The sequence below is a fragment of the Candidatus Hydrogenedentota bacterium genome (genome assembly GCA_019695095.1).
Lineage (GTDB): Bacteria > Hydrogenedentota > Hydrogenedentia > Hydrogenedentales > SLHB01 > JAIBAQ01.
The window spans coordinates 43,242-60,633 of the sequence record JAIBAQ010000016.1 but is presented as its reverse complement, the minus strand read 5'-3'; the positions used below and the strand labels follow the sequence as shown (position 1 = coordinate 60,633).

General features: G+C 59.7%; 13 protein-coding genes. 11 read left to right on the top strand and 2 right to left on the bottom strand.

Annotated features, from left to right (window positions below):
- From K1Y02_04775 to K1Y02_04755, 5 genes are all read left to right on the top strand, one after another.
- Positions 1-191: hypothetical protein (locus tag K1Y02_04775; GenBank protein MBX7255658.1), on the top strand; the 191-nt coding region annotated here is incomplete at its 5' end.
- Between the two features lie 302 nt (positions 192-493).
- The gene (locus K1Y02_04770; GenBank protein MBX7255657.1) at positions 494-2,926 is read left to right on the top strand and encodes a glycoside hydrolase family 95 protein; all 2,433 of its coding nucleotides are present in this window, start codon (positions 494-496) and stop codon (positions 2,924-2,926) included.
- 157 nt (positions 2,927-3,083) lie between these two features.
- Positions 3,084-4,106, top strand: a complete 1,023-nt coding sequence (gene pseG, locus K1Y02_04765) for a UDP-2,4-diacetamido-2,4,6-trideoxy-beta-L-altropyranose hydrolase (GenBank protein ID MBX7255656.1) — start codon at positions 3,084-3,086, stop codon at positions 4,104-4,106.
- Between the two features lie 77 nt (positions 4,107-4,183).
- Positions 4,184-6,247: a beta-galactosidase gene (locus tag K1Y02_04760; GenBank protein MBX7255655.1), complete on the top strand. Its 2,064-nt coding sequence runs from the start codon at positions 4,184-4,186 to the stop codon at positions 6,245-6,247.
- Between the two features lie 104 nt (positions 6,248-6,351).
- Positions 6,352-8,571, top strand: a complete 2,220-nt coding sequence (locus tag K1Y02_04755; protein MBX7255654.1) for a beta-galactosidase — start codon at positions 6,352-6,354, stop codon at positions 8,569-8,571.
- Positions 8,572-8,736: 165 nt separating this feature from the next.
- Here the strand turns inward: K1Y02_04755 and K1Y02_04750 are convergent, their stop codons facing one another.
- Together K1Y02_04750 and K1Y02_04745 are read right to left on the bottom strand one after the other, a co-directional pair.
- Entirely contained in the window at positions 8,737-10,158 is a 1,422-nt protein-coding gene (locus K1Y02_04750; GenBank protein ID MBX7255653.1) for a hypothetical protein, read from the bottom strand.
- Positions 10,159-10,287: 129 nt separating this feature from the next.
- Positions 10,288-11,511: an acyltransferase gene (locus tag K1Y02_04745; protein MBX7255652.1), complete on the bottom strand. Its 1,224-nt coding sequence runs from the start codon at positions 11,509-11,511 to the stop codon at positions 10,288-10,290.
- Positions 11,512-11,682: 171 nt separating this feature from the next.
- Here K1Y02_04745 and K1Y02_04740 point away from each other — a divergent pair, with 171 nt between their 5' ends.
- The 6 genes from K1Y02_04740 to K1Y02_04715 all read left to right on the top strand — a co-directional run bounded on the left by K1Y02_04740 (position 11,683) and on the right by K1Y02_04715 (position 17,331).
- Positions 11,683-12,498, top strand: coding sequence for a sugar phosphate isomerase/epimerase (locus K1Y02_04740; GenBank protein MBX7255651.1), 816 nt, complete (start codon positions 11,683-11,685; stop codon positions 12,496-12,498).
- 55 nt (positions 12,499-12,553) lie between these two features.
- Positions 12,554-13,531 (top strand): Gfo/Idh/MocA family oxidoreductase, encoded by a 978-nt coding sequence (locus tag K1Y02_04735; protein MBX7255650.1) that lies wholly within the window; start codon positions 12,554-12,556, stop codon positions 13,529-13,531.
- Between the two features lie 50 nt (positions 13,532-13,581).
- Positions 13,582-13,947, top strand: coding sequence for a hypothetical protein (locus tag K1Y02_04730; protein ID MBX7255649.1), 366 nt, complete (start codon positions 13,582-13,584; stop codon positions 13,945-13,947).
- A 13-nt stretch (positions 13,948-13,960) separates the two neighbouring features.
- Positions 13,961-14,941: a Gfo/Idh/MocA family oxidoreductase gene (locus K1Y02_04725; GenBank protein ID MBX7255648.1), complete on the top strand. Its 981-nt coding sequence runs from the start codon at positions 13,961-13,963 to the stop codon at positions 14,939-14,941.
- A 111-nt stretch (positions 14,942-15,052) separates the two neighbouring features.
- Positions 15,053-16,270, top strand: a complete 1,218-nt coding sequence (locus K1Y02_04720; protein MBX7255647.1) for an acyl-CoA dehydrogenase family protein — start codon at positions 15,053-15,055, stop codon at positions 16,268-16,270.
- On the top strand, positions 16,267-17,331 hold the full coding sequence (locus K1Y02_04715) for a phosphotransferase family protein (GenBank protein ID MBX7255646.1): 1,065 nt from the start codon (positions 16,267-16,269) through the stop codon (positions 17,329-17,331). Before K1Y02_04720 ends, K1Y02_04715 begins: the two co-directional genes overlap by 4 nt.
- The last annotated feature ends 61 nt before the right edge of the window (positions 17,332-17,392 follow it).

Below are 17,392 nucleotides of genomic sequence, written 5' to 3'. Positions count from 1 at the left end.
TCTTCGACCTCGTGCTTGTGCCCCTAATACCCCTCGGCTCCGCCCTCGGCAAATGGATGCACCACCGCGTCTCCGAAACCGTCTTCAACCGCGTCATCCTCGTCCTGACCGTCGTCGCCGCCATCCAACTCCTCACCGACGTCAACCTCGTCCTCATTGCATTGAAAGCCATCTTCCCCGCAGCCGCCTAGCGCCAATGTGTGGCGGGCATCCTGCCTGCCTCTTCGTGCTCGGACTATTCGGCAGGCAAGATGCCTGCCACACGATACACGACTACGCTTGAGCATCATTTCCCTTGTTATGGCGCATGCTCGTGAGCGGTACCAATCCGGTTTGAAGCCAGATTCTTCGTCCGCCTCAGGCGGACTCAGAATGACAGTCAATGTGGCGCAGCCGCCCTCGGCTGCGATTCGGCAACGCGATGTCCTTCCCTTGATTGCTCCCTCTTCTGCCGGGGTGGTAGCATGCCGAGTACAATCCGGAGGGGGATCTCATGTCGAACCTGACCATCATGGTGGCGTTGTTCGGTTGTGTGCTGGGCGCGGCGAAGGAGAACGCGGAGCTCTTGCCTCCGTTGGCGTCGTGCGAGGTCGTAAAACCGGAATCCGCCGTGAATCCCGGCGGGCCGTTGACGTTGTGGTATCGCAAGCCGGCGACCGTGTGGGAGGAGGCGTTGCCGGCCGGCAATGGGCGGCTGGGCGCGATGGTCTTTGGCGGCGTGCCGAAGGAGCGTCTCCAACTCAACGAGGAAAGCGTGTGGGACGGCCAGGTCCGCGACACCACCAACCCGGAAGCCTTGAAAGCCCTGCCGGAAGTGCGGCGTCTGCTCTTCGAAGGCAAGAATGAAGAAGCCACGGAACTCGCAAAGAAGACGATGCTGGGCGTGCCGGAGCGCATCAAGTCGTATCAGTCGCTCGCGGATCTCTTCCTTGAATTCCCTGCCACAACGGAAGTCTCCAAGTACACGCGGTCGCTCGATCTGGATACGGGCATCGCGACCACGCAGTACAAAGACCGCGGCGTAACGTTCACGCGCGAGGTGTTCGTTTCGAAACCCGCGCAGGCCATCGTCGTGCGCATCAAAGCCAGCAAGAAGAAGTCCGTCAGCTTTAAGACCACGTTGACGCGGCAGCAGGATGCCGCGTGTTCGAGCGAGGGCAAGGATCGTCTCGTGTTGAGCGGTCAAATCGCGAATCCCAAGGACGAGCAGGGCAATCCCGTGGGCATCAAGTTCGAATGCCAGGTGCTCGCCGTAAACGATGGGGGAGAGCTGGTCAACGAAAATGGCGTGCTCGAAGTACGCAATGCGAACGCGGTGACGCTGCTCATTACGGGTGCGACGAATTACGGCGGGGGCGATGCCAGTCAGAAGTGCCGCGACTATTTGGCCGCCGCAGTAAAGCCGTATGCCGATCTGCGCGCCGCGCACATCGCCGAACATCAGTCGCTGTTCAACCGCGTCTCGCTGCAATTGGGCGCGGACAACCATGCCGACAAGGCGACCGATGAGCGGCTTGCCGCCGTGAAACGCGGCGAGGATGACCCGCAGTTGGCGGCGCTGTATTTTCAATACGGACGGTACCTCCTGATGGGTTCGTCGCGCCCGGGCGATCTGCCCGCCAATTTGCAGGGCGTGTGGTGTCAGCACATGGACGCGCCGTGGAACAGCGATTACCACACGAACATCAACCTGCAGATGAATTACTGGATCGCGGAGGTGGGCAATCTCCCCGAATGCCATACGCCGCTCTTCGATTACATGGATTCGCTGGTGCCTTCGGGTCATCACACCGCGCAGGTGCATTACGGGTGCGACGGTTGGGTCGTGCATCACCTCAGTGACCTCTTCGGATTCACGGCGCCCGCCGACGGCGTGTGGGGAATCTGGCCGATGGGCGCGGCATGGTTGTGCGAGCATCCGTATCAGCATTACCTGTTCACCGCCGACAAGGACTTCCTGGCGAAGCAGGGTTATCCGCTTATGAAAGGGGCCGCGGAATTTGTGCTGGGGTTCCTCGTGGAAGACCCGAAGGGGCGTCTCGTGACGTCTCCGTCTCATTCGCCGGAAAACACGTTTCAGAAACCCGACGGCACGAAGTCGATGTTCACCTACGGCGCGACAATGGACCTCATGATCGTTCACGAGCTGTTCACGAACTGCATCGAGGCGAGCAAGACGCTCGACACAGACGCGGAGTTCCGCGCCAAACTCGAAGACGCCTTGAAGCGGCTGGCCCCGCTGCAGATCAGCGCGAAGACGGGCCGTCTGCAAGAGTGGATCGAAGACTACGACGAACCCGAGCCGGGCCACCGCCATATGTCGCACATGTACGGGTTCCACCCGAGCAACCAGATCACGTTGCGCGGAACGCCGGAACTTGCCGCGGCCGCGCGCAAATCCATCGAATACCGGTTGTCGCACGGCGGCGGGCATACAGGATGGAGCCGGGCGTGGATCGTCAACTTCTGGGCGCGCTTCGAAGAACCGGAAACGGCCCACGAAAACGTGCAGGCCTTGCTGGCGAAATGCACGCTGCCGAATCTGTTCGACAACCATCCGCCGTTCCAGATCGACGGCAATTTCGGCGGCGCGGCGGGTATCGCGGAAATGCTTCTGCAGAGCCACGCCGGTGAAGTCAGCCTGCTGCCCGCATTGCCAGCGGAATGGGCCAAGGGCGAAGTCAAAGGCTTGCGCGCGCGCGGCGGTTTCGAAGTGGGCATGAAGTGGGACAATGCGAAGTTGTCCGAGGCGTCGATCCTTTCGCTCGCGGGCCTACCGTGCCGAGTGCGCGCGAAAGAGCCGATCGCCGTTTTCAACGAAGACGGTTCGCCGGTGGCCGGACTGACCGCTGTCGAGCCTAGTGTCGTCGAGTTCGCCACGAAGCCCGGCGCGCGATACGTGATTCAGCGCCAGCGGGTTCGCTGAACCATTGCGCGAGGCACAATAAGAATCGACAAGCCGAATCACGTGCGAATGACACTGCAAGTGGGTATGATCTTTCCCAAGGGGATCTTCTCATGAGTAGTATTGACGACCTTCTAATCGCTTCCCGCGGGGCATGCGCCTCTTACAGGCTTTACCGATGACGGACGCACCGCCTGTCATCTTTCTGTGCGATGCCACGCCGGAGATCGGCCTGGGCCATGTGAGCCGGTGTGTAGCGCTTGCGGAAGCGTTCCAGGAGCAGGGCAAACGTTCGTTGTTTCATGGCAAGCTCGAGGCCGGAGCGGCCGACCTGATTCAGCAGGCCGGATTCGCGTATGAGGCAATCGATTCGACGCTCGGCGAATGCGACCGTCCCGCGCTGGTTCGCGCGCTAGTCGCGCATCAACCGTGCGCGTTGGTCGTCGACAGCTATGCCGTGGACTCGCACGACGTGTCCATTCTTGGAACGGCGGGTGTGCCCGTCGTGGTTATCGACGATTTTGCGCGACTCGACCGTTACGATTGCACTGCGGTACTCAACTTCGGGGTCGCCGCGACGCAGCTTCCGTATCGCGGCAGCGCGAAGCGTTGGCTCTTAGGGCTGGAATATCTGTTGGTCCGCCGGGCACTGCGCACCGCCCGGCAGAAGCGCGTGCCCGCGAAGGGCGCATTGCGCCACGTGCTGGTGTGCATCGGCGGCAGCGACCGCCAAAACCTCACGCTTCGCGTTGCGCGAATGCTGCGCGCATCGAACTACGAAGGCGCGTTGCATGTTGTCGTCGGGGCCAGTTACGAAGACCTCGACGGCTTGAGACGTGTGCTCCGGGAAGGAGACCGCGTGGACGTGCAACTGCCGAGTCTTGCCGCGGCGATGTGTGATGCCGATCTCTGCATTTGCGGCGGCGGTCTCACCAAGTATGAAGCGGCGTACTTGGGCCTGCCCTGCGCTGTTGTCTCTCAAAACGAGGACCAAGCCACGGAGACCGTGCAATTCGCCGCCGATGGGTTAGCGTTCGATCTGGGGCTCGGCGAATCGGTGAGCGACGAAGAGTTGGTGGAGCGATTGGAGCACGTATTCAGGGACGAGGTAGGCAGGCGGCGTGTGCGAGAAGCGGGTCTTCGCGCCTTCCCCAACGACCCCACCGCGAACGCGGCGACGGCTCTCGCCACGTTGCTTTGAAGAACCGGCAGAACATACGGCGCGCGCACAATCGGACGTTCGAAGACGTTCGCGTATATCGACGGGAGAGAGTAAGCATGCTTCGTCTTGTGGCGATTGCAGTGGTTGGCGTAATGGGAGCGTTTGCGCAGGAGAAGCCTATCGAGACTTTCGACGGCTCCGCGCTTCCGCCGACGTTGAAACAGAACAACGTCGACGCGTCCGTTGTGCGTGTGAAAGGTGAGCGCGTTCTGGAAGTGCGTTTCAAGAAGAGCGATTGGCCCAATGTCTACTTCGCGCCGAGGGAAGGTGCGTGGGATTTCAGCGAGGCATCGGGAATCGCCATTGACGTGTACAACCCCGAGGACCTGCCGGTAACGGTGTCCATGCGCGTGGACAACGCGGGGGCCGACGGCGAGAACCACTGCGTGACGGCCCAGACTTCCGCCGGCCCGGGCAAGTGGACGACGCTGCGCGCGCTGTTTAACCCGAGCGATTCCGGCCCGTATTGGGGCATGCGCGGCATTCCCGGCGTCGGCCCGTTGGGCAAGGGGAAGAGCATCGATCCGGCGTGTATCGTGGCAATCCAGATCTTTCTGCCGAGACCGGCGGAAGAACACACGCTCTACATCGACAACATTCGCCTGGCCGGGAAGTCTACGCTAGATGGCGCTTCGATACCGTTTCCGTTTGTGGATCGCTTCGGGCAATACAAGCGCGCGGATTGGCCCGGCAAGATAAAGGACGAGCGCGGCCTCGCGAAGAGTGCCGAACGTGAAGCGCGCGATTGGAAACGGCACGAATCCATGCCGCAGCGCGACCGTTTCGGGGGCTGGGCCGATGGCCCGCAACTGAAAGCCACCGGCTGGTTTCGCACCGAGAACGTCGACGGCAAATGGTGGCTGATCACGCCGGAGGGGCACCTGTTCTTTTCCGTTGGCATGGATTGTGTCGGCACGTGGGAACAGACCTTTGTCGAACAGCGTGATAACTGGTTCGAATGGCTGCCTGCCGAGAATGACCCGGTCTTTGGCGCTGCCTACGGTAAGGTGTCCGGCGCACACAGCATGGCGGAGCGCATCGGCGGACAGGGCCGGACCTTCAGCTTCTATCGAGCGAATCTCATCCGCAAATACGGCAAGGACTTTTCAGCGCCTTGGCGCGATTCGGCGTACACGCGCTTGAAGTCCTGGGGCTTCAACACCGTTGCCAACTGGGCGCAACATGACGTTGTTGAGAATAGCCCGATGCCGTTCACGGCAACCGCGGGCATCTACGGCGACATTCGCCGGATCGAAGGCGGCGGCGGGTACTGGGCGAAGATGGCCGACGCCTACGACCCCTCCTTCGCGGACGCGGTGGAGAAGAGCGTTGCCCCGGCGGCAAAGAAGTGGGCGGATAATCCCCTGTGCATCGGCTACTTCGTCGACAACGAAATCTCGTGGGAAGCCATCGAAGTCGGCACACTCGCGAGTCCGCCGGATCAACCCTGCCGCATTGCGCACGTGGAGATGCTCAAGCAGAAGTACGGCGATCTCGCGTCGCTCAACAAGGCGTGGGATACGAGCGCCGCCGATTGGAATTCGTTGCGCGTTCCCGGCAAGCGCACCTTTGCGTGCCAAGCCGACCTGGACGACTTCGTGTATGCGTTTGGACGCCGGTATTTCGAGACCATCAATACCGTGCTGAAGAACTATGCGCCCAATCACCTCTACCTGGGTTGCCGCTTCTCCTCCGCGCCCAAACCCGCCGTCCGGGCGTGTGCCGACGTCGTCGACGTCGTGAGTTTCAATTTCTATCGCAGCAGCATCGGCAAGGATGAGTACGTGGGCGGCAACAGCCTGGGCAAGCCCATTCTGATTGGCGAGTTTCATTTTGGCGCGCTCGACCGCGGCATGTTCCACACGGGACTCGTCGCCACGCGCAACCAGAAAGACCGCGCGGCCGCCTACGCGCGTTATGTAAACAGCGTCATCGACAACCCGTCGTTCGTCGGTTGCCACTGGTTCCAATACGTCGACGAACCCATCACCGGGCGCTGGTACGACGGCGAGAACTACAACATCGGTTTCCTCACCGTCACCGACACCCCATACCCGGAGATGGTCCGCGCCGCGCGCAAGGTGCACAATGAAATGTATCAACGGCGCTTCGGCAACTAGGAGGCAATTGGGCAATACCGGAGACCGATCGGAGAGACTCCGGCGGGGCCATAAATCTCATCTGTCGCTTGTCGTAAATGCGAGTGCATACAGGGAGAAGTAGCGTGGTTTTGCGATTACTTATGCCTATCGCGATTTCTGCGGCGGCCGTCATCGCACAGGAAAGACCTATCGAGACGTTCGACGGCCCTGAGTTGCCGACGGCGATAACGCAAAACCACGTCGAGGCATCCATTGCGCGACACGAAGGCGAGCGCGTTCTGGAAGTGCATTTCAGCGTTGTCGATTGGCCCAATGTGACGTTCACGCATCACGGAGACCCATGGGACTGGAGCGAGTCGAAGGGTCTCGCAGTGGATGTGTACAACCCCGAGGCGGCGTCCGTGGAGGTGTCCCTGCGCGTGGACAATGCGGACGCCGATACGGGAGGATTCGTTACCGTAGACGGTGTTGCCCCGCCGGAAGAATGGACCACGCTGCGAGCGATGTTCCGGCCGACCGACGCGGGACCCTTTTGGGGCATGCGCGGCATCCCGGTCGTTGGGCCGCTGGGCAACGGCAAAAACATAGACGCAAGCAAGATTGTGGCGTATCAAGTCTTCCTGCCCCAGCCCAAGACGGAGCACACGCTTCTGATTGACAATGTCCGGCTCTACGGCGAATCCCTGCTCAAAGCTTCGGCAATCCCCTTTCCTTTTGTGGACCGCTTCGGCCAATACCGGCACGGCGACTGGCCCGGCAAAGCTGGCGACGTTCGCGAGCTCGAGACAAACGCGGAACGCGAATCCAACAAGAGGAACCGCCAGCCTGCGATTAAGCGGCGCGACCGGTTCGGCGGATGGGCGGGCGGACCCCAACGAAGGGCCACCGGTTGGTTTCGCACCGATTATCTGGACGGTAAATGGTGGCTGATCACTCCGGAAGGTCATCTTTTTTTCTCGGCAGGCATGGACTGCGTCATTGCAGGGGAACAGACCTTTGTCGATCGGCGCCCCAACTGGTTTGAATGGCTCCCCGCGGAGGACGACCCCCTCTACGGAGTCTGTTACGAGCGCGTCGAGGGCGCGCACAGCATGGCTGATACCGTAGGGGGCAAAGGGCTCACGTTCAATTTCTATCGAGCCAATCTCATCCGAAAGTACGACGAAGACTGGCGGTTGAAATGGCGCGAGGCCGCGTACGCCCGGCTCAAGGACTGGGGGTTCAACACCATCGGCAACTGGTCACAATCGGACGTGCTGGAAAACAGCCCTATGCCGTTCACCGTCTCGGTGAGCGTGCACGGCGGTCTCCAGCGCATCGAAGGCGGCGGCGGGTATTGGTCGAAAGTGGTCGACGCCTATGCGCCGTCCTTTGCCGAGACCGTCGAAAGCAGCATAGGGCCCGCGGTGCAAAAGTGGGCCGCAAATCCGCTATGCATCGGCTACTTCGTGGACAACGAGATCTCGTGGGACAATGTCGTAACAGGGACCTTGGCGAGTCCGCCCGATCAGCCGTGCCGCGTCGCGCAAATCGAATTGCTCAAGCAGAGGTACGGCGATATAGCCTCGTTGAACAAGGCGTGGGAGACAACTGCCGCCGATTGGGATTCGTTGCGTGTCCCTGCCAACCGTACGTACGCATGCAAAGCGGACCTCGATGCTTACCTGTACGCATTTGCGCACCGGTACTTCGAGATCGTTAACACCGCGTTGAAGAAGGTTGCGCCGAATCAGCTCTATCTGGGCTGCCGCTTCTGCGTCATGCCCGATCCGGCCGTGCGTGCTTGTGCCGACGTCGCCGATGTCGTGAGCTTTGATCTCTATTACCGCGAACTCCCCCCTGACGCGTACACGTACTTGGGAAAGCCGCTCATGATCGGCGAGTTTCATTTCGGTGCGCTCGACCGCGGCATGTTCCACACGGGTCTCGTCGATACCGTCAATCAGGGCGAGCGCGCGGCGTCCTTCGAGCGGTATGTCAACAGCGTGCTTGAGAATCCGTCATTCGTGGGCTGCCACTGGTTTCAGTATCTCGACGACCCGGTCACTGGACGCTGGTACGATGGCGAGAACTACAACATCGGTTTCGTTACCGTCGCCGATGAGCCCTATCCGGAAATGGCCAGTTCGGCGCGCAATGTCTTCAATGGCATGTACGAACGGCGCTTTGAACTCGAAAAGTACGCTAGCCGCCGAAGATGGACCGTAAACTGGGACATGATTGGCGGATTTCTGGCTGGAGTCGCGGTTTCTGTTGTCGTGGCAGCAGTCCTGGGCATTCTCGAGAAGCGAGCAAAAGCGAAAGCAGCCTCCCCGGGCTCCAGGCAGGGATCTCCGGAATGACTTCACTGTTGCCAATGCCGGGGAAGGCGAAGCCTGGCGAGAGCGCCCTCGCACGCTAAAGATTCTCTTACCAGCCGTGTTCCGCGAAGATCCGGCTTTCCGCCTTTACACAATTCTGGGACGGTTGGCTCGGAGCAGGTCATCCCGGTTACGTATGCACTGCGTCTATTTCGCGCCCGGTTCCAGCACGTGTACGCTCTGACCCTTGATCGTCTGCGTTAACGAGCCGTTGGTAACGGTCGCGGTGATATCCGGGCCGTCGCTGTATGTCACGCCGTTCAGCGATTCGAGGCCCGCGATCGTATAGGTCAGCGGTTCGCGCCATTCGTTCACGACGATAAACGACACCGTGTCGCCAACTTGTTTGGGGACAATCCGAATAGTGCGGTCTTGCGAGCCCCACGTTTGCGCCGTGGTCACTCGAATAGGCAATGTCGCTTCGCGCGCGGACAACAGCGGCTGGCGATCGGCCAATTCGCGCACGAGCTTCTGCAAATCGGCCCACAGTTGCGAGTCGGCTTCGATATACGCGGAGCCCCAGTACAGAATGCCGCGCGCGCCGTTTGCTATCGCATCGTAGGCCATGAACCGCGACTCATCGAATGTCGGACGCCGAAATTCGTCGCGCTTCGGATCGCTCTTCGTCTCGCCGAGATCCGCCCACCCGAATCCCTGCAACACCATCCACGTTGGTTTGCCGGGCGCGGCGTCTTGCATGCGCTTCGTATACCCCCCAACGGAGGTAACGGTCACGTCCATCAAATCGGAATGTCCGCCCACGCGCGCCGGCACGGGATAAATGTCGCAACCTACGATGTCGGCCCCGCGATTGAACTCGGCCAACTGCTCGATGGTGTTGCGCGGCGCGTGGTTCATCCACACGGGATGATTGGTGTCGATTTCACGCAGCAGTTTGTAGCCTTCGATCATGCCGTTTGCCATCTTGGTGGCGCGCTCCGGCGCGTTCGAGAGGTTTAGTCCGGGCTGTGGCTGTTCTTTGCCGAGGGCTTTCCAAATGCTATCGGTGACCTGCTCGGCTTCCGCGTACTTGCCTTCGCCGTACAATTGTCCGGCGCGGTCGCGGTCTGCAAGCAGTTTCTTTTGCAGTTCGGCGTCGGTGAGCGCGTCGATCGCCTGCTTGAGCTGCGACCTCTCCGCACCCATGCGCCATTGGTTCGCGCCGTACCACACGTTCCACAGCGCCTCGTCGGGCACTTCCCAGACCAACATCGCGGGGTGCCCGCCAAAGTCCGTTACGAGCTTGCGGAGTTGCTGTTCTCGATCTTCACGCGCTTCGCTGAAGTCAATCGCCGCGCCTGTGTTAATCCATCCCCACACGCCTTTCGCTTGCAGCGTGTCCAATTGCCCCTTGTCCGGTTGCGCGTTGATCAGATTGAATCCGGCTGCCGCTGCTTGGTCCAGCGAACTATCCCCCTTTGGCGCACCATACAACCCCAGAATGAATGTACGCTTCCCGTCCACTTCCGCCATGCGGTCATCTTGGATCTTCAGCGACGCCGCGTGGCACGCGCCAGCCACCGCCAGCGCCGCAACCCATACCGTAAAGAGCCTGCTTGTCCCCATCATGTACTGTACTCCCCTGAAGAACTCGTGCCCGTGCTCATTAAAGATTCACCGAAAGACTAATCTCGCCCGCTTCATCGTTCAAGATTAGGTGATTCTTGGAGCAAGGACCCCAAGCTGTCACCGCTTTCACTACTCCGGTCGCGAATCCACATACGTGAAGCGACGCTTTAGCTTGAGAAATGGCTTCTCCAGCCATTTGTATGAAGCTGCCGCCAACATAAACGTCAGCAGACCGCCCGTGCCCGCGTTAAGACAGAACGCCAATGGACCGGATGATACGGCGTCGGATACGAAGTAGTCTGTTAAGTAAAGACTTGGATAGTGGAAGACATACAGGCCATATGAGATCTTTCCGAGATACGAGAGCAAATTAAGGTAAGGCGGGTACGAGCTGCGGGGGGGAAGCGTGACAAATACCGTAAGAAGTAGAACGCTCCCCATTGCCGCAAGCAAGTAAGAAATAGGACTGGACCAAATGGAAGCGGGTTCGGTCCCTATCCAAATTATGTGGTTCCCCAGGAACCAGAAGAGCCCGATGCTTGCCGCCAGAATGAGTGCGCGCTGAATGCGATTGCGAACGATGTCTCGCTTGTGCAACACGATGGCCAGCAGACCACCAAGCGCGAACGGATCAAGCCGAGTCAGCGTATTCATCCAGACCGAATCCGCGTGTGGTGGCAATCCCATTACATACATCGTCCGGTAGAGCACAGAAAAAGTGAGGAGAGCACCCATGAGCATTACAAAGCGGATGGGATTCGTCCAACGCACGAGATGAGGCCACAGAATATAAAATTGCTCTTCGATGCAGACGCTCCACATAGGTAGCGCCAGAGTCCTGAGGGCGGTGGTGTTGTATACGGCAAACCAATTTCCCACGAAAACGGCCAATGCCCCGTAATAACCGGTCGGCAAGTTGCGCACGAATCTGTCGATAAGATACATAGCGAGAACAGATGTAAAGAACAGTGGCCAGATTCGCAGGATTCGCCTGAGGTAAAACTGACTTACGTGTATTCTTCCCGTGCGCTCTCGTTCTAACAGGAGGAGTTTCGTAATCAGGAATGCGCTCAGCGCAAAGAAGAGGTCCACGCCATATCCACCCGCACGCACAAACGGCATGAGTAGCCCCTCGACCGGATACGGCGCCGTCCAACTTGGCAGGGGGGAATCAGGCCGAAAGTAGGCGTGGCTCGCAAAAACCGCGAGAAACGCGATGAATCTCAACCAATCCAATTCTGGTTGGTAGTATTGCGAGGTGGAAGCATCTCCTATGGTCGCAGCGGGGAAAAACGGAGTGTTCGCCACGGTTGCGGACATTTCGTCCTCACCGCCCGATGTGTTTGTGGTCATGCCCCTCGTACCCTAGCCCGAACAGAGACACCAAGGCAGGAACCTATCAAGTCGTCCGGTTCGATATCAACTTGCTTGAACCTTTGAGTTCTTTTGCTCCTTTCACCTCGCCAAGCGCTATACTAGCTACTTGCCATCACCCACCACCCAACGCAACGGGGGAGACAGCGTATGTTACCAGGCATCAATCAGTGGGCATTTCCGGCGAATCTGAGCGCCATCGACTGCATTTCAACCGCGAAGCGCTTTGGATTCGAGTCCTTCGAGGTTTGCGTCGGCGACGAAGGACCCACATCGCTCGACATCTCCGAGAAAGAAGCATCCGCTATCCGCGCGCACGCGGAAAAGGAGGGCATCGCTCTGTGCAGCCTCGCATCGGGCATGGGGTGGAAGTACAAGATGACGTCCGCCGACCGCGCGGAGCGCGACAAGGCCAAGGAAGCAAATGCCCGCGCGTTGCAGATCGCGCAGTGGCTGGGATGCGACGCGTTGCTCGTTGTGCCGGGGATGTGCGATCCGGGTACCCCGTATGACGCAGCCCTGGAGAATGCCATGGCGTGCATTCAGGATCTGGCGCCCACGGCCGAAAGGCTGAAAGTCTCGTTGGCGATTGAGAATGTCTGGAACAAGTTCCTGCTAAGTCCGGTCGAAATGCGCGACTTCATCGATCAATTCGATAGCGAATACGTCGGCGCGTATTTCGACACCGGCAACATCGTGCTCTACGGATATCCCGAGCAGTGGATTGAGATCCTCGGCCAACGCATCCGCGCGATTCATCTCAAGGATTATCGAGCGGGGGTCGGCACCCTCGATGGATTCGTCATGCTCATGGAGGGCGACGTGAACTGGCCCGCCGTTATGAAAGCGTTGCGCGGGATCGATTACAATCGGGCTCTGACCGCCGAGTACTTTGGGTACAAGCACGGGATGGAGCCCATGCTCGAGCACATTCGCGCAGCGCAACGCAGTATGCTTGCGTTGTAGCACGAAGACAGCAACCAGCGCCCCTCGCGGGCGATAGAAGCGCAGGAGAAGCGGTATGAACCTTGCCATCGTCGGATGCGGAATCATGGGGCGGCACCACGCCCCGCTTGCGGCGCAGTGCGGTTATCGCATTGTGGCTTGCGGCGACACCAACAAAGCCAACGCCGAGGCGCTCGCCAAGCAATACGGCGCTGAAGCCACGACGGATTGCCTCGCGCTGTGCAAGCGCGCGGATGTGGATGTGGTCGCGATACTGACGCCGACGCCCGCCCACGTGCAGTACGTCATCGCCGCCGCGGAAGCGGGCAAGCAGATCTTCTGCGAGAAGCCGTTCTGCCGCACGCTCGACGAATGCGCCAAAGCTCAGTCCGCCGCGGATAAGGCCGGCGTAAAACTTTTCGTTGCGCACGTCGTCCGCTACTTCCAGGAATTCGAGGCGATCCGCGCGCAAGTCCTGGCGGACAAGGTCGGCAAGGTCGGTTTCGTGAAAACCAGCCGTGGCGGCGTGTGTCCTGTCGGCGAAGGCGGATGGTACCGCGACTATTCCCAAAGCGGCGGCGTCACCATGGACACCATCATTCACGATTTCGATTGGTACCGCTACATGTTCGGCGATCCTGAACGCGTCTTCTGCCAGAACATCCCCGAGCACTTGAACAAAGGGATTGACTACTCCGTCGTGACGTTCCGCATGCAGAACGGGATCATAATCAGCACGACCGGCACATGGGCGCAGCCTTCCGGGTTCCGTGTGAAGGTCGAGATTTGCGGCGAGAAGGGGATGATTCAGTTCGACAGCAACGATGTGCCCATCACGGCGATCATGCGCGATTCCGGCGACGGCAAAGCAGGCTTGGTTATCCCGGGCAATCCCGTCGCAGAGAGTCCGTATTTGCTGGAATGGCAGGAGTTCACCGCTTGGCTGAAAGGCGGCGCCACGCCGCGCGTGAGTGTTGACGACGGCGTTTGGGCCGTGCGCATGGCGCTTGGTGCGCTTGAATCGGCCAAGACGGGTCAACCGGTAACGTTTTAGGATGTGGGAGCGGAGTCGCCGCTCCTGGATACCGACGAAGGTATACGAAGATGTCGTACGCTACAGCTTGGATGACCTTTCACTGGGTTGTGCGCGCTTGTATGGTGTTGAGCTTCGTCATGCTCATGCGGTCGGCTTGGAAGGACCAGCTGCCCAGCGCGCTAATCTCCGGTGCGCTGCTGGCGCTGTTTATCGGCGTCTATCCTGCCCTCCGGTTTTCCGGTTACGGCGAATACGTTCGCGGTCTCATTGAGGGAAACCTGCCGCTGGACATGACATCGGAGATAGGAACCAAGCGGCTCATTGCCGCCATTCTCTGGACGATTGTGTTAACCGTGCCCGGCCCCTTTGTGGCCGTTGCTATTCAAGTCTTCTTTCGAACAATGCGGCGCATCCGTGAAGAGAAGAGCGCCTGAAGGAGTATTGACCATGGCCAAGATCGGAATCATGAGTTTCGCCCACATGCACGCCTACAGCTACGCGGCCAGCATCAACGCGTTGCCTGAAGCGACCCTGACCGCCGTGTGGGACGACGATCCGGCTCGCGGTAAGGCCGCCGCGGAGCAGTACGGTACGAAGTTCATCGCCGATCTCGATTCCTTCTTGGCTTCGGACGTGCAAGGTGTCGTTGTCTGTTCGGAGAACGTCAAGCATCGCGCCATGGTCGAAGCGGCCGCAAAGGCGGGCAAGTGGATCTTGTGCGAGAAGCCGCTCGCGACGACCGTTGAAGACGCGAAAGCGATGGTCGACTTGTGCAAGAAGCAGGGCGTCGGGCTCGGCACAGCCTTCCCCTGCCGCTACATCACCCCGATCAAGGCCGTGAAGGATGACATCGCCGCCGGCAAATACGGAAAGATCTATGCAGCCGCGTGCACGAACAACGGCAGCTATCCGGGTGGCTGGTTCGCCGATCCCACGTGGTCTGGCGGCGGCGCGACCATGGACCATACGGTCCACGTGGCGGATTTGTTGCGGTGGATTTTGGGCAAGGAGATCGTCAAGGTCTACTGCGAAAATGGCAAGCTCATCAAACCCGACATCGCGACCGACGACGTTGGCAGCCTGCACTTCGAGATGGAAGACGGCGTCAAGGTTTCGCATATCGCGAGTTGGAACCGCCCCAAGAGCTTCGCAACGTGGGGCGATATCACGCTGGAGTTCATCGGCGAAAAGGGCAATGTGTCTGTCGACGGTTTCAACCAGAAACTTGATGTATACAGCGATGACGACATGAAGGGCACGTGGGTTGGCTGGGGCGACAATTGCGACACGGGACTTGTGCGCGATTTCGCTCAATCCATCGACGAACACCGCGACCCTGCCATCACGGGATACGACGGACTGAAGGCCGTCGAAGTAACGGTCGCCGCGCACAAGTCGGTTGCATCGGGCAAAATGGTGGCCGTGTAATTGCGCCGCGCCGGACGCGGCGCGTCATAAGAGGCTGTCTTGAGTGAAGACGGATTCCCGTCGCGGGAATTCGATTGGTGGACCTGCAGTTCGCAACGCACTGGAGGTAGTATGGATTTTTCAATCTCGCCGAAGATGCAGCAATTCCTGGCCGAAGTCCGCGAATTCGTCACTACACGCATCGTCCCCCTTGAAGACGGATATCACGGCGTCGGCTTCAAATCGCTGCTGCCCGAACTCAACCGCGTGCGAGACGAGGTGAAGCAGCGCGGCTGGTGGCTTCCCCACATCGACAAGGAACACGGCGGAATGGGTCTGAGCCTTGTCGAACACGGTATGCTCAGCGCGGAGCTGGGCCGTTGCACGCTGGCCCACTATTGCTTCAATTGCCAGGCGCCCGACGTCGGCAACATGGAGGTCCTCCTCCAGTTCGGCTCGGACGAACAGAAGAAGACGTGGCTTGAACCGTTGTTGCGCGGCGACATCCGCAGTTGTTTCGCCATGACCGAGCCGGAGCACGCGGGCTCGAATCCCGTGTGGATGAGCACGACCGCCGTTAAAGACGGCGATGACTACGTCATCAACGGCCACAAATGGTACACGTCCTCTGCGGAAGGCGCGTCCTTCGCCATCGTCATGGCCGTCACCGATCCCAATCAAGACCCGCACTTTCGCGCGAGCATGATTCTCGTGCCCCTCGACAATCCCGGCTACAAGTTTGTCCGCAATATCTCGGTTATGGGTGATGCGGGCGACGATTGGGCCAGCCATGCCGAAGTCCGATTTGAGAACTGCCGAGTGCCGCAGTCGAACTTGTTGGGCGGTGAAGGCATGGGATTTGCCATTGCCCAAGAACGCCTCGGACCCGGCCGCATTCACCATTGCATGCGCTGGATCGGTATCTGCGAACGCAGCTTCGACATCATGTGCCAGTACGCCGTAAAGCGCGAGCTCGCTCCAGGTTCGCCCCTTGGCACCCGGCAGATGGTGCAGCAGTGGATCGCCGAGAGCCGCGCCGAGATCGACGCGGCCCGCCTCATGACCTTGCACGCGGCGTGGATGATCGAGCAGGTGGGACAGAAGAATGCCCGCGACGAAATCTCGACGATCAAGTTCTTCGTAGCCAATACGCTGCACCGCGTCGTGGATCGCGCCGTTCAGGCGCTCGGCGGACTGGGTGTCTCGGACGATACGCCGTTGTCGTATTACTATCGCCACGAACGCGCCGCGCGAATCTACGATGGTCCCGACGAAGTCCATAAACAATCCATCGCCAAGCGCATCCTCAGAAAGTACGGCATCACGATTGGCCCGGGGGGCCGCGCATGACCGCTCCCCTCGACCGTACGGCCCCGGTCCGCCATGGCGAGGAGTTAAACGCGTCGGCGCTCGGACACTATCTCCGTCAATCCGTCTTCGGACTGGATGGCGATTTGATTATTGAACAATTCCCCAGCGGTCACTCGAACCTCACGTACTTGCTGCGGTGCGGATCGCGCGAGTTGGTTCTACGCCGCCCTCCGTTCGGCAGCAAAGTCAAGTCCGCCCACGACATGGGCCGCGAATTCGATGTCCTATCTCGTCTATCCGGCGCCTACCCTGCCGCGCCCAAGCCTTTGCACTTCTGCGACGACGAATCCATCATCGGCGCGAAGTTCTATGTCATGGAACGCATCGAAGGCGTCATCCTTCGCGCGGCAAAACCAGGCGACCTTGAGACAACGCCCGCGCTGGTGCGGAAGTGCTGCGAGTCGTTCATAGCCAATCTTGCGGATCTGCATGCGCTCGATTACCGTGCGCTCGGGTTGGATGGACTTTATCGAGGCGAAGGATATGTCCAACGCCAAGTTACCGGTTGGGCAAAGCGGTACAAGGATTCGCAGACCGACGACATCCCCGACATCGAAGCCGTTATTGAATGGTTGATGCGACGCATCCCCCAAGACACGGCCGCGGTCCTCGTCCACAACGACTACAAGTTCGATAACATCGTCCTGGATCCCAGCGACATCACTCGCATCATCGGAGTGCTTGATTGGGAAATGGCAACGATTGGCGATCCGCTCGCCGATCTCGGCGCATCCCTCGCGTACTGGATCGAACCAAACGACGATGCCATGAAGGTCGTCCAGTGCTTCCTGACCACCGAGCCCGGGGCACTCACGCGCCGTCAACTTGCCGAAGCCTACGCCGCGCGCACCGGACGCGATATCTCCAACATCCTCTATTACTACGTCTTTGCGCTCTTCAAACTCGCCGTCATCGTCCAACAGATCTACTACCGCTACAAACAGGGCCTCACCCACGACCCCCGTTTCGCTTCCATGATCTTCATGGTCGGCATCCTGGGCCAGAAGGCCATCGCGAGCATCGAATCGGGAAACGTGTAGGCAATTTGCCACGCGGTCTCCGCGCACTGCCCGACTCGGATTTCCCGCGAACCTGCTCTCG

What these genes read in the sequence shown, in the direction of transcription:
- K1Y02_04770 (MBX7255657.1), top strand. Translation starts at nt 494, where the DNA reads ATGTCGAACCTGACCATCATGGTGGCGTTGTTCGGTTGTGTGCTGGGC.
- pseG (MBX7255656.1), top strand. Translation starts at nt 3,084, where the DNA reads ATGACGGACGCACCGCCTGTCATCTTTCTGTGCGATGCCACGCCGGAG.
- K1Y02_04760 (MBX7255655.1), top strand. Translation starts at nt 4,184, where the DNA reads ATGCTTCGTCTTGTGGCGATTGCAGTGGTTGGCGTAATGGGAGCGTTT.
- K1Y02_04750 (MBX7255653.1), bottom strand. Translation starts at nt 10,158, where the DNA reads ATGATGGGGACAAGCAGGCTCTTTACGGTATGGGTTGCGGCGCTGGCG.
- K1Y02_04745 (MBX7255652.1), bottom strand. Translation starts at nt 11,511, where the DNA reads ATGACCACAAACACATCGGGCGGTGAGGACGAAATGTCCGCAACCGTG.
- K1Y02_04740 (MBX7255651.1), top strand. Translation starts at nt 11,683, where the DNA reads ATGTTACCAGGCATCAATCAGTGGGCATTTCCGGCGAATCTGAGCGCC.
- K1Y02_04735 (MBX7255650.1), top strand. Translation starts at nt 12,554, where the DNA reads ATGAACCTTGCCATCGTCGGATGCGGAATCATGGGGCGGCACCACGCC.
- K1Y02_04730 (MBX7255649.1), top strand. Translation starts at nt 13,582, where the DNA reads ATGTCGTACGCTACAGCTTGGATGACCTTTCACTGGGTTGTGCGCGCT.
- K1Y02_04725 (MBX7255648.1), top strand. Translation starts at nt 13,961, where the DNA reads ATGGCCAAGATCGGAATCATGAGTTTCGCCCACATGCACGCCTACAGC.
- K1Y02_04720 (MBX7255647.1), top strand. Translation starts at nt 15,053, where the DNA reads ATGGATTTTTCAATCTCGCCGAAGATGCAGCAATTCCTGGCCGAAGTC.
- K1Y02_04715 (MBX7255646.1), top strand. Translation starts at nt 16,267, where the DNA reads ATGACCGCTCCCCTCGACCGTACGGCCCCGGTCCGCCATGGCGAGGAG.